Below are 12,841 nucleotides of genomic sequence, written 5' to 3'. Positions count from 1 at the left end.
CGGCCCGGTGCCGCTCGCGCGCGGCCGCTCAGCCGGTGCCCGCCCGGCGCCACCACAGCGACGCCGCCCACAGCCCGTAGACCACCAGGGCCACGACCGTGAACGCGATGCCGGCCGCGGGGTTGTCCGGGGTGTCGCTGGAGTAGCCCGTCGGCAGCGCGGCGAGGACGAGCGCGAGGAACACCAACGCCGTCACGACGGGCACCGTGACGAGCACCAGCGCGATCCGCTGCCCCTGCCCCCACGCGGCCGGGCGCCGGTTCCACACGCCGAGCGTGCCGAAGACGATGCCCGAGAGCCAGGTCAGCACGAGGATCCCGTCGAGCTCGACGAAGGCCAGCACGAGCAGGTGCAGCAGCGCGCCGACCCCGATCCCGATGATCGCGGCCGCCGACGGGGGGCGGCGGGGGCCGGGCTGAGCGCGGGCCAGGGGGCGCGAGAGCCCGGCGGGCGCGTCGTCGACGCGGAACACGGTGCCCAGGACATCACCGGTGCGGACCACCGTGCCGGGCGCGACGGCGGCGCCGACGAGCAGCCCGGCACGGGGGTCGACGACCGGGGCGCTGCGGCCGTCGCGCAGGCGGACGACGAGCAGGGGGGCGCCGGCCGCGTGGGCCTGCCCGGGCGCGACCAGCCAGCGCTCCACCTGCCCGACGCCCTCGGGCACGTCCAGGCGCAGCGGCTCGGTGCCGTCGCCCTGCGGGGGCTTGTCCAGGCGGACGGGCGGCGGGGCGCTGCCGGCGTGCGCGGCTCCGGCCAGCGCCGCCCGCGCGGCCTGCGCCAGCGCCCCGGCGGTCGCGAACCGCTGCGACGGGTCCTTGGCCATTCCCCTCGCCACGACGGCGTCGAGCCCGTGCGGCAGCGGGCGCAGGTCCGAGGGCCGCGGCGGCGCGAGGTTGAGGTGGGCGTGCATGAGCGACGGGAGCTCGTCGCCGGGGAAGGGCTTGCGGGCCGTCAGCGCCTCGTGCAGCAGGCAGGCAAGGGCGTAGACGTCGGCGCGGGCGTCGACCTCGCGGCCCAGGAACCGCTCGGGGGCCATGTAGTCGAGCGTGCCCAGCGTCGTGCCGGTGGCGGTGAGCGTCGACGAGGAGGCGTCGCGGGCGATCCCGAAGTCGCCGAGGTAGGCGAAGCGGGCGCCGCCGGAGCGCCCGCGGGTGAGGAAGACGTTGGCGGGCTTGACGTCGCGGTGCACCAGCCCGGCCTCGTGCGCGGCGTCGAGGGCGCTGGCCACCTGCTCGACGACGCGGACGGCCGACTCCGGGTCGAGCGGCCCGTCGCGGCGCAGCACCTTCGACAGGTCGTCGCCGTCGACCAGGCGCATGTCGAGGAACAGCTGCCCGTCGATCTCGCCGTGGCGGTGGATCGGGACCACGTGCGGGTCGGTGAGCTGCGAGGCGACCTTGGCCTCGCGCCGGAAGCGCTGCCGGTAGCCGGGGTCGGCCGACAGCGCGGCGGGCAGGACCTTCAGCGCGACCGGACGGTCCTGGTCGGTGTCGAACGCGCGGTAGACCCGGCCCATCCCGCCCTGGCCCAGCAGCCCGTCGAGCCGGTACGGCCCGAACATCTCCTGCGCCACGGGCTCACCCTAGTGCTGCGGCCACCACGTCCTGGGCCTCGCCCTGGATCGCCGCCAGGTGCTCCGCGCCGCGGAAGCTCTCGGCGTAGATCTTGTAGACGTCCTCGGTGCCCGACGGGCGCGCGGCGAACCAGCCGCCCTCGGTGACGACCTTGAGCCCGCCCAGCGGGGCCCCGTTGCCGGGCGCCTCGGTGAGCCGCGCGGTGATGGGCTCGCCCGCGAGCTCGGTCGCGCTGACGTCCGACGCCGACAGCTTCCCCAGCTCCGCCTTGGCCTCGGGCGTGGTGGCGACGTCGATGCGGGCGTACTCGGGGGCGCCGAAGCGGTCGGTGAGGTCGCGGTAGCGCTCGCTGGGCGTCTGCCCGGTGACGGCGAGGATCTCCGAGGCCAGCAGGGCGAGGATGATCCCGTCCTTGTCGGTGGTCCAGGTGCCGCCGTCGCGGCGCAGGAACGAGGCGCCCGCGCTCTCCTCGCCGCCGAAGCCGAACGAGCCGTCGATCAGGCCGGGCACGAACCACTTGAAGCCGACGGGGGTCTCGACGAGCGTCCGCCCGAGGTCGGCGGCCACGCGGTCGATCATCGACGAGCTGACGGCCGTCTTCCCGATCCCGGCGTCGGCGGGCCAGCCGGGGCGGTTGGCGTAGAGGTAGCCGATGGCGACGGCCAGGAAGTGGTTGGGGTTCATGAGGCCGTCGGCGGTGACGATGCCGTGGCGGTCGGCGTCGGCGTCGTTGCCGGTGGAGATCTGGAACCGGTCGCGCTGGGCCACGAGCGAGGCCATCGCGTACGGCGACGAGCAGTCCATCCGGATCTTGCCGTCCCGGTCCAGCGTCATGAACCCGAACCGCGGGTCGACGTCGGGGTTGACGACGGTCAGGTCCAGGCCGTGGCGCTCGGCGATCGCGCCCCAGTAGGCGACGCTCGCGCCGCCCAGCGGGTCGGCGCCGATGCGGACGCCCGCGGAGCGGATCGCGTCGAGGTCGAGGACCTGCGGGAGGTCCTCGACGTAGGCGCCGAGGAAGTCGTAGCGCCCGATCGCGCCGCGGTCCAGCGGCGACCGCCGGACGCCCCTGAGCTTCTCGGCGAGCAGCGCGTTGGCGCGGTCGGCGATCCAGCGGGTGGCGTCGGAGTCGGCCGGGCCGCCGTGCGGGGGGTTGTACTTGAAGCCGCCGTCGGCGGGCGGGTTGTGCGAGGGCGTGACGACGACGCCGTCGGCCAGCCCGCTCACCTTCCCGCGGTTGTGGGTGAGGATCGCGTGCGAGACCGACGGCGTGGGGGTGAAGGCGTCGTCGCCGTCGGCGAGGACGTGGACGTCGTTGGCCGCGAACACCTCGATCGCGGTGACCCACGCGGGCTCCGACAGCGCGTGGGTGTCGCGCCCGATGAACAGCGGCCCGTCGACGCCCTGGCCCGCGCGGTACTCGCAGATGGCCTGGCTGGTGGCGGCGATGTGGTCGTCGTTGAACGTCGTGAGCAGCGACGACCCCCGGTGGCCGGACGTCCCGAACGCCACGCGCTGGGCGGGGTCGTCGGGGTCGGGGCGGCGGTCGGCGTAGGCGGCGAGGAGGGCGGGGACGTCGACGAGGTCCTCGGGCGTGGCGGGGGTGCCGGCGCGGGGGTGGGTCGACATCGGGGCTCTCCTCGGGTGGGCGGCGGGTGTCGGGCCCAGCCTGCCGTGTCCGGGGCCGGAGCGCTGCCCCCACCCGCCACTCACACCGCCCCCGCCCACCCGCGCCTCCCCCGCGGCGAGCCCGCCCCGCGCCTCCCGCCGCCCCGCGGCGAGCCCGCCCCCACGCCCGCCCTCCTGCGCGGGACACGCGCCGCCCGCCCAGCCCGGCCTCCCGCCTCCCCCGCGCGTGACAGTGGAGTGGCTTTACTGCCACTGGGCGCCAGTAGAGCCACTCCACTGTCACGAGAGCGGGGGCGGCGGGGGCGGGCGGGCCGTCGGCGCTCGGCACCCGTCCCAATGACAGTGGAGTGGCTTTACTGCCACTGGGTGCCAGTGAAGCCACTCCACTGTCACGAGAGCGGGCCTACGACGGGCGGGGTGCGCGCGGCGCGGGCTGCGGGTGGGGCGGGCGTGCGTGTTGTGGGAGGCCGCCTCGGCCGTCGCGCGGCCTCAGGCGGAGAGCGAGCCCTGCTGGCGCGGGATGCGGGCGTGGACCTCGGCCGGGGTGAGGGCGCGGCTCGTGTCGGTGGCCAGGTGGAAGTGGCCGCTGCGCGAGCGTCCGCACAGGTAGGAGCGCAGCGAGCGGGCGCCGAGCGCCTCGAGCTCGCGGGCGGCGTTCTCGGCGTCCTCGCGGGTGGAGTAGATGACCTTGCCGTCGGTGCCGCGACCCTGGCGCAGCGTGACGACGCCGGCGATCTCGGCCTGGCTCGGCGTGCAGAACACCGGGCGCCCGGCCTTCGTCAGGCGCGCGTGGCGGTGCAGGACCTCGCTGCGCGCAGCGTCGCGGATGCCCTGCGCGGTGGTCGGCTCGACGATCGCGAACGGCACCGGGGTGTGCCGGACGGGCGTCAGCGGAGCGCGCTGGGCGGGGATGTCACGGGGGCTCGGAACGGAGCGGGGGCCGCGCTGGGCGGGGATCGCGGTCCGTCCGGGGATGTCGGCGTGCATCTCGGCCCTCCTCGAAGTCGTGGTGCGTCGTCCACCAGATCGCGTTGGGGACACTCTGCCGTTATCCGCCCGGCGGCGGGATCGCTCGATCGTGTCGATCCTGGCGAACGGTCACGCTCGGTGGTCGCACCGGAGCCGCGTCGAGAACTGTCGGACCGCCGCTCTAGCGTGTGGCCCCTACCGACCGGAGGGGGGCCACCGTGTTGCACGTCCACCGCGCCGAGCGCGCCGACGCACTCGCGGAGGCCCTGGCCGACGTCCTGGCCGCGCCGCTGCCCGATCCGTTCGCCACCGAGGTCGTCGCGGTGCCGGCCAGGGGGATCGAGCGCTGGCTGGCCCAGCGCCTCTCCCACCGGCTCGGCACCGCCACCGGCGGCGGGGTGTGCGCGGGCGTCGCGTTCCCGTCGCCCGGGCGGGTGCTCGGCGCGGCCGTGCACGCGGCGTCGGGCGTCGACCCGTCGGACGACCCCTGGCGCCCGGAACGGGTGGTGTGGCCCTTGCTGGAGGTGCTCGACGCCGCCGCGGGCGAGCCGTGGTGCCCCGACCTGCGGGCGCACCCGCGCTGGGCCACGGCCCGCCGGATCGCCGAGCTGTTCGCCACCTACGCCGCGCACCGCCCCGGCATGCTCGACGCGTGGCGCGCCGGGGCCGATGCACCGGGCGACCTGTCGTGGCAGTCGGAGCTGTGGCGCCGCGTGCGGGAGCGGATCGGCGCGCCCGGCCCGGCCGAGCGGCTGCGCACCGCGGCCGCCGCGCTGCGGGCCGACCCCTCGCTGGCCGAGCTCCCCGAGCGCCTCTCGCTGTTCGGGCCCACCCGGCTCAGCACCGAGCACCTGCTCCTGCTCGACGCGCTGGCCGCGCACCGCGACGTGCACCTCTGGCTGCCCCACCCCTCCCCCGCGCTGTGGGCCGCCGTCGCGCGGCGGGCGCCGTCGGAGGTGCCCGAGCGCGCGGCCGACCCCACGGCCGCGGCCGTCGCCCATCCCCTGCTGTCCTCGCTCGGGCGCGACGTCCGGGAGCTGCAGGTCCGGCTCACCGGCACGGCGCCCGGCTTCGCCGACCACCACCACCCCGCGCCGGAGCCGCCCGACACGCAGCTCGGCCGCTTGCAGCGCGCACTGCGTGACGACCGCGTCGCCGACGTCGGGCCGGCCGACGGGTCGGTGCAGGTCCACGCCTGCCACGGCGGCCACCGGCAGGTCGAGGTGCTGCGCGAGGTCGTCGTCGGCCTGCTCGCCGCCGACCCCACGTTGGAGCCGCGCGACGTCCTCGTCATGTGCCCCGACATCGAGACCTTCGCCCCGCTGATCTCCGCGGCCTTCGGGCTGGGCGAGCTGGGCACGGCCGTGCACCCCGGGCAGCACCTGCGCGTGCGGCTCGCCGACCGCGCGCTGCGGCAGGTCAACCCGCTGCTCGACACGGTCGGCGCGCTGCTGGAGCTGGCCTCGGCCCGGCTCACGGCGTCGCAGCTGCTCGATCTGCTGGCCTCCGAGCCGGTCCGGATGCGCTTCCGGCTCGACGACGACGACGTCGTGCGGATCCGCGAGCTCGTCGTCGCGTCGGGGGTGCGGTGGGGGCTCGACGCCGCGCACCGCGCCCCGTTCCACCTCGACGGGTTCGGCCAGAACACCTGGGCGGCCGGGCTCGACCGGCTGCTGCTCGGCGTCACGATGTCGGGCGACTGGCTGGGCACGGCGCTGCCCCTGGACGTGGAGTCCGGCGACGTGGAGCGCGTCGGGCGCCTCGCCGAGTTCGTGCACCGGCTCAGCGCGGTGCTGGGCCGGCTGCGGCGCCCGCAGCCGCTGGCGGAGTGGGTCGGCGCGCTCACGGCCGGGCTCGACGCGCTCACCGCCACCACCACGGCCGACGAGTGGCAGGCCGGGCAGGCGCGCGGCGAGCTGGCCGAGGCGCTGCGCACGGCGGGCCCGCACGGCGCGGTCACCGAGCTGGGTCCCGCCGACGTCCGCGGGCTGCTCGACGAGCGGCTGCGCGGGCGCCCGAGCCGGGCCAACTTCCGCACGGGCACGCTCACGGTCGCCACGCTCGTGCCCATGCGCTCGGTGCCGCACCGCGTGGTGTGCCTGCTCGGGCTCGACGACGGCGTGTTCCCGCGCGCCGGCGTCCCCGACGGCGACGACGTGCTCGCCCGCGCCCCGCTGGCCGGCGAGCGCGACGCCCGCAGCGAGGACCGCCAGCTCCTGCTCGACGCCGTGTGCGCGGCCACCGAGCACCTCGTCGTCGTGCATTCCGGCGCCGACGAGCGCACCGGCGCGCGCCGCCCGCCGGCGGTCCCGCTCGGGGAGCTGCTCGACGTCGTCGGCGCGCGCCCGTGGCCCGAGGGGGTCGTCGTGCGCCACCCCCTGCAGCCCTTCGACGCGCGCAACTTCGCCGCGGGCGCCCTCGGCGTCGCCCGCCCGTTCAGCTTCGACCGCGCCGAGCTCGACGGCGCCCGCGCCGCGGTCGGCACGAAGGCGCCGCCCGCGCCGTTCCTGGCCGGGCCGCTGCCCGGGCGCGACGAGCCGGTGGTCGCGCTCGACGACCTGGTCGCGTTCTGCGAGCACCCGGTGCGGGCGTTCCTCAAGCAGCGGGTCGGGCTGTCGCTGTTCACCCGCGACGACGACCCCGACGACGCGCTGCCCGTGGAGCTCGACGGCCTCGCCCAGTACGCGATCGGGAAGCGGATGCTGGCCGACCGGCTCGCCGGGCTCGACCTCGCGCACTGCCGGGCCGCCGAGTGGCGCCGCGGCGACCTGCCGCCGGGCCCGCTGGGCGATGCGCTGCTCGCGCGCGTCGTCGACGGGGTGGAGCCGCTGGCCGAGGCGGCGGCGCGGCTCGCGACGGGCGAGCCGGGCTCGCGCGACGTCGACGTGGAGCTCGCCGACGGCACCCGCGTGGTCGGCACGCTCGACGGCCTGCACGACGGCACGCTGCTGCGGGTCGAGTACTCGCGACTCAAGGCCGGGCAGCGGGTGCGGGCCTGGGTGCGGCTGCTCGCGCTGCTGGCCGGCACCGGGGAGAGCTGGCGCGCAGTCAGCCTCGGGCGGGCCGCGCGGCACGGGATCGCGCGGGCCACGCTGGCGCCGGTCGCGCCGGAGCGGGCGCGGGAGGTGCTGGCCGACCTCGTCGCCCTGCGCCGCGAGGGGCTGTGCGCGCCGCTGCCGCTGGCCACGCAGACGGGCGCGGGCTACGCCAACCGCCGCCTCGGCGGGGCGTCGCCCGACATCGCGCTCACCGACGCCCTGCGCGACTGGACCGGCGCCATCGGCGAGGGGGCCGACGACGCCCACATCCGCGTGTGGGGGGCCGGGGCCGAGCTGGCCGCCGAGCCCGGGCCACCCGGGGGCGAGCCCACCCGGTTCGGCGAGCTGGCGATGCGGCTGTGGCTGCCGCTGCTCGCGCAGGAACAGGTGGACTTCCCGTGAGTGCTGTACTGGCCCCTGCCGCCTTCGACGTCTGCGGCGCCCTGCCCACCGGCACCACGGTCCTGGAGGCCAGCGCGGGCACCGGCAAGACGTTCACCATCGCCGCGCTCGCCGCGCGCTACGTCGCCGAGGGCCGGGCCGCGCTGCCCGAGCTGATGCTGGTCACGTTCGGCCGCGAGGCCACCACGGAGCTGCGCGAGCGGGTGCGGGAGCGCCTGGTCACGGCGGCCGACGGGCTGGCCGACCCGGTCGGCGCCCGCGCCGGGTCCGACGACGTCCTGGCCCTGCTGGCCGACGCGCCCGACGCCGAGATCTCCGCGCGGCGCGAGCGGCTCATCCGCGCGCTGGCCGGCTTCGACGCCGCCACGATCGCCACCACCCACCAGTTCTGCCAGCAGATGCTCGCCGGGCTCGGGGTGGCGGGCGACACCGATCCCGGCGCGGAGTTCGTCGAGTCGATCGACGACCTGATCTCCGAGGTCGTCGACGACTTCTACGTGCGCAAATACGGCGCGCGCGGGGCGGGCACGCCGGCGTTCGGGCGGGTCGAGGCGGGCAGGCTGGCCCGCGCCGCGGTGCTCGACGGGCAGGCCCGGCTCGAACCGGCGCACGCGCCCGACGGCTCCCCCGCGCAGGTGCGGCACCGGTTCGCGAGCGCGGTGCGCGGCGAGGTCGCGCGGCGCAAGCGCGAGCGGCGGCTCTACACCTACGACGACATGCTCACGCGCCTGTCCTCGGCGCTGCAGGACCCCGACGGCACCGCGGCGCGGCGGCTGCGCGGCCGCTACCGGGTCGTGCTCGTCGACGAGTTCCAGGACACCGACCCGGTGCAGTGGCACATCCTGCGCACCGCGTTCCACGGGCACACGACGCTGGTCCTGATCGGCGACCCCAAGCAGGCGATCTACGCGTTCCGCGGGGCCGACGTCGTCAGCTACCTCGACGCCACCACCACGGCCGACCGGCACGCCACGCTGGCCCGCAACTGGCGCAGCGACGCCCCGCTGCTCGACGCCCTCGACGTCCTGTTCGACGGCGCCGCGCTGGGCGACGAGCGCATCCGCGTGCACCGCGTCGAGGCCGCGCACCCCGTGCCGCGCCTGTCCGGGGCGCCCGTCGACACGCCGGTGCGGATCCGGGTGCTGGGGCGCGACGGACTGCCGCTGTCCGGGCGCAAGCTCGCGCTCGCCCCACCGGCGCGGGCGCGGGTCGCGCGCGACTGCGCGGCGGAGGTCGCGGCGCTGCTCGCGAGCCCGGCGCAGCTCGACGGGCGCCCGGTGCAGCCGGGCGACGTCGCGGTCCTGGTGCGCACCAACGAGCAGGCCTCGGTGGTGCGGGCCGCGCTGTCGGCCGTCGGGGTCCCTGCGGTGTCGTCGGGCACGGCCAGCGTGTTCGGCACGCCGGTGGCGCGGGAGTGGCTCACGCTGCTGGAGGCACTCGAGCAGCCGCGGGCGTTCCGGGTGCGGGCGGCGGCGCTCACCTGCTTCGTCGGGGTCACGGCGGAGCAGCTGTGCTCGGAGGGGGCCGACGCCCTGCTCGACCACCTCGGCGGCACCCTGCGCGACTGGGCCGCGGTGCTGCACGGGCGCGGGGTGGCGGCGCTGCTGGAGGCCGTCACCGGTCCCTCGTCCGACGGCGCGGGGCTGCCCGAGCGGATCCTGCGCACCGCCGAGGGCGAGCGCACGCTCACCGATCTTCGCCACGTCGCCCAGTCCCTGCACCATGCGGCCACCACGCAGCACCTCGGGCCGTCCGCGCTGGTCGACTGGCTGCGCCATCGCATCGCCGACGCCGCCACCGACGTGGGCAGCGAGCGCAGCAGGCGGCTGGAGTCCGACGCCGCCGCGGTGCAGATCATCACCGTGCACCGCAGCAAGGGCCTGGAGTTCCCGGTCGTGCACGTGCCGTTCGCGTGGGACCGCTACGTCGGCGACCCGGCGTTCCCGCTGCTGCACGACGCGCGCGGCGGGCGGGTGCTCGACGTCGGCGGCCCCACCGGCGAGTCGTGGGCCGAGCACTGCGACCGCCACCGCGCCGAGGAGGCCGGGGAGGACCTGCGGCTGCTCTACGTCGCGCTCACCCGCGCGCGCAGCCAGGTCGTCACGTGGTGGGTGCCGGCCACCACCGTCGGGTCCTCGCCGCTGCACCGGGTGCTGTTCGGGCGCGGCTCGGGCGGCGCGCTCGCCGAGTCGTACAAGGTGCCCGCCGACCCCGCGGCGCTCGACGTGCTGCGCGGGCTGGCCTCGTCGACCACGGCGGTCGAGCCCGTGGGTCCGCCCGCCGAGCCGGTGTTCACCCCGCGCGAGCCCGCGGTCGTCGCGCCGGCGGTCGCGTCGTTCGACCGGGTGCTCGACACCGACTGGCGCCGCACCTCCTACACCGCGCTCACGGCCACGGCCGGGCACCACGCCCCGGCCGCGCTCACCGAGCCCGACGAGCCGCGCATCGACGACGAGCCGGCGCCCGACCCGGCCGACCCCGGCTCCCCCGCCGACCCGGCGATGCCCGATGCGCTCGCGGTGCCGTCGCCGATGGGCGCGCTGCCGCTCGGGGCGGCGTTCGGCACGCTCGTGCACGCGGTGTTCGAGTCGGCCGACCTCACCGCGCCCGACCTCGCCGGCGAGCTCACCGCGCACGCGGCCGAGCAGCTGGCGTTCCGCCCGGTGGCCGGGCTCGACGCCCCGACGCTGGCCGCGGCGCTGCTGCCGTCGGTCCGCACGCCGCTGGGGCCGCTCGCGGAAGGGCTGCGCCTGGCCGACGTCGCCCCGCGCGACCGCCTCGCCGAGCTCGACTTCGAGCTGCCGCTGGCCGGGGGCGACGACGCGTCCGGCCCGCCGCTCACGCTCGACGCGCTGGTGCCGCTCCTGCGCGCGCACCTCGGGCCGGCGGACCCGCTGCACGCCTACGCCGACGACCTCGCCGCGCTCGGGCCGTCGCCGCTGCGCGGGTACCTCACCGGCAGCATCGACGCGGTGCTGCGCCTGCCCTCGGGCGGGTTCGCGATCGTCGACTACAAGACCAACTGGCTCGGCCCGCCCGGTGGCGTCGAGCCGCTGGTCGCCGCCCACTACACGCCGGGGCGCCTGGCCGAGGCGATGCGCGGCGCCCACTACCCGCTGCAGGCCCTGCTCTACGGCGTGGCGCTGCACCGCTACCTGCGCTGGCGGCTGCCCGCCTACGACCCGGCCCGCCACCTCGGCGGCGTGCTGTACCTGTTCGTGCGCGGGATGTGCGGGCCCGGCACCCCGGTCGTCGACGACGTGCCGTGCGGGGTGTTCAGCTGGGCCCCGCCGCCCACCCTGGTCACCGAGCTGTCCGCGCTGCTGGAGAGGGGTGCGCCGTGACGGTTCCCGCCGCCGTGTCCGTGCCCGCCGCCGTGTCCGTGCCCGCCGCCGTCGCCCCCGCTCCCGTGCCCGCGGAGGCCGACCCGCACGACGCCCGCCTCGTGCTCGGGGCCTCGGGCCTGCTCGCGCAGTTCAACGCCGCGGGGGTGCTCGACGCCGCCGACGTGCACACCGCGGAGCGGGTCGGGCGGCTCGGCGGGGAGTGCGACGAGTCGGTGCTGCTCGCCGTCGCACTGGCCGTGCGGGCGGTGCGGCTGGGGTCGGTGTGCGTCGACCTCGCCGCGGCCGACCGCACCGTCCTGGGCGAGGGCGACGAGCTCCTCGACGTCTCGGCGCTGCCCTGGCCCGAGCCCGGCGCCTGGCACGCCGCGTGCCTGGCCGGGCCGCTCGTGGCCGACGGCGCCGGCGCCCCGCCCGGGCGGCCGCTGCGGATGGTGGCCGGGCAGCTCTACCTGGAGCGCTACTGGCGCGAGGAGGAGCTGGTCCGGCTCTCCCTGCGCGAGCGGGCCGCCGCCGCGCCGCCCGCGCACGACCTCGCCGCGCTGCGCGCCGGGCTCGACGTGCTGTTCCCCGACCCGCTCGCGCTGCGCCAGCGCCAGGCCGCCGCCGTGGCGTCGCTGCGCCGGGTCACCGTGCTCGCCGGCGGCCCCGGCACCGGCAAGACCACCACCGTCGCCGCCCTGCTCACGCTGCTGCTCGACCAGCCCGGCCCGTCGCCGCGCATCGCGCTGGCCGCGCCCACCGGCAAGGCCGCGGCCCGGCTGCAGGAGGCGGTCGCCGAGCGCCTGTCCCCCGCGCACCGCGAGCGCGTCGCCGAGGCGTCCACGCTGCACCGGCTGCTGGGCTGGCGGCCCGGCGGCGGCTCCGGGGTGTTCCGGCACGACCGCACGCACCGGCTGCCCTACGACGTGATCGTCGTCGACGAGACGTCGATGGTCTCGCTGACGATGATGGCGCGGCTGCTCGACGCCGTGCGGCCCGACGCCCGGCTCGTGCTCGTCGGCGACCCCGACCAGCTGGCCTCCGTCGAGGCCGGTGCGGTGCTGGGTGACCTCGCGCGCGCCGCGGGCCGCCCCGAGCCCGCCCTCGACTCCGCGCTCGCCGCGCTCGCCGTCCCCACCGGCGTCGTGCACGGCGTCGTCACCCTCGACCACGTCTGGCGCTTCGACGGCGCCATCGCCGAGCTCGCCCGCGCGGTGCAGGCGGGCGACGCCGAGCGCGCGCTGGCCGTCCTGCGCCGCGGAGACCCGGCGCTCGCCTTCACCGACGACGACGGCCCCGCGGCCGCCGAGGGGGCGCGGGCCGACGTCGTCGCGGCCGGGCGGGCCCTCGCCGACGCGGCCCGCGCCGGTGACGTCGACGCCGCGGTCGCCGGGCTCGACACCCACCGCGTGCTGTGCGCGCACCGCCGCGGCCCCTACGGCGTGGCGCGCTGGACCCTCGACGTCGACCGCTGGCTCGCCCACGGCGGCTCTGCCCGCGAGCCGTGGTGGCCCGGGCGTGCGGTGCTGGTCACCACCAACGACTACGACGCCGGCCTGTTCAACGGCGACACCGGCGTCGCCGTCGACACCCCCGACGGCCTGCGCGTGGCCTTCGCCCGCGGCGGCCCGCCCACGCTGTTCGCGCCGTCGCGGCTGTCGGAGGTCACCGGCGTGCACGCGATGACCGTGCACCGCGGGCAGGGCAGCCAGTTCACGCGCGTCACCGTGGTCCTGCCGCCCGCCGAGTCGCCCCTGCTCACGCGCGAGCTCCTCTACACCGCGGTCACCCGGGCCAAGGAGTTCGTGCGGGTGGTGGGCACGGCCGACGCCGTGCGGGCGGCGGTGGAGCGCCCGGTGGCCCGGGCGAGCGGGCTGCGGCACCGGCTCGACTCCTGAGC

The 12,841-nt window shown here is 77.5% G+C and carries 6 protein-coding genes; 3 read left to right on the top strand and 3 right to left on the bottom strand.

What is annotated here, in order from left to right:
• Positions 1–28: 28 nt before the first annotated feature.
• The 3 genes from I4I82_RS24450 to I4I82_RS24440 form a co-directional block, all read right to left on the bottom strand.
• Positions 29–1,576 carry a protein kinase domain-containing protein gene (locus I4I82_RS24450; RefSeq protein ID WP_226370232.1) on the bottom strand — a complete coding sequence of 516 codons (1,548 nt, stop codon included), beginning with the start codon at positions 1,574–1,576 and terminating at the stop codon, positions 29–31.
• Between the two features lie 4 nt (positions 1,577–1,580).
• Positions 1,581–3,206 (bottom strand): phosphoglucomutase (alpha-D-glucose-1,6-bisphosphate-dependent), encoded by a 1,626-nt coding sequence (pgm, locus tag I4I82_RS24445; RefSeq protein ID WP_218596045.1) that lies wholly within the window; start codon positions 3,204–3,206, stop codon positions 1,581–1,583.
• A 489-nt stretch (positions 3,207–3,695) separates the two neighbouring features.
• Entirely contained in the window at positions 3,696–4,193 is a 498-nt protein-coding gene (locus tag I4I82_RS24440; RefSeq protein WP_172166559.1) for a hypothetical protein, read from the bottom strand.
• Between the two features lie 200 nt (positions 4,194–4,393).
• On the opposite strand from I4I82_RS24440, the gene recC reads away from it, so the two are divergent.
• The 3 genes from recC to recD are packed head-to-tail and all read left to right on the top strand — an operon-like array spanning position 4,394 to position 12,839.
• Entirely contained in the window at positions 4,394–7,615 is a 3,222-nt protein-coding gene (gene recC, locus I4I82_RS24435; RefSeq protein WP_218590654.1) for an exodeoxyribonuclease V subunit gamma, read from the top strand.
• Positions 7,612–10,959 (top strand): UvrD-helicase domain-containing protein, encoded by a 3,348-nt coding sequence (locus I4I82_RS24430; RefSeq protein WP_218590655.1) that lies wholly within the window; start codon positions 7,612–7,614, stop codon positions 10,957–10,959. Before recC ends, I4I82_RS24430 begins: the two co-directional genes overlap by 4 nt.
• Complete coding sequence (gene recD, locus I4I82_RS24425; protein ID WP_218590656.1) at positions 10,956–12,839, top strand: exodeoxyribonuclease V subunit alpha; 1,884 nt, start codon at positions 10,956–10,958, stop codon at positions 12,837–12,839. Before I4I82_RS24430 ends, recD begins: the two co-directional genes overlap by 4 nt.
• Positions 12,840–12,841: the final 2 nt, after the last annotated feature.

The organism is Pseudonocardia oceani (genome assembly GCF_019263585.2).
Lineage (GTDB): Bacteria > Actinomycetota > Actinomycetes > Mycobacteriales > Pseudonocardiaceae > Pseudonocardia > Pseudonocardia oceani.
Note: the sequence above shows the minus strand (reverse complement) of the source record. Positions and strands in the feature narration are given on the sequence as shown.

Excerpts from the sequence above, each read along its gene's own strand:
- pgm (WP_218596045.1), bottom strand. The coding sequence starts at position 3,206 with ATGTCGACCCACCCCCGCGCCGGCACCCCCGCCACGCCCGAGGACCTC.
- I4I82_RS24440 (WP_172166559.1), bottom strand. The coding sequence starts at position 4,193 with ATGCACGCCGACATCCCCGGACGGACCGCGATCCCCGCCCAGCGCGGC.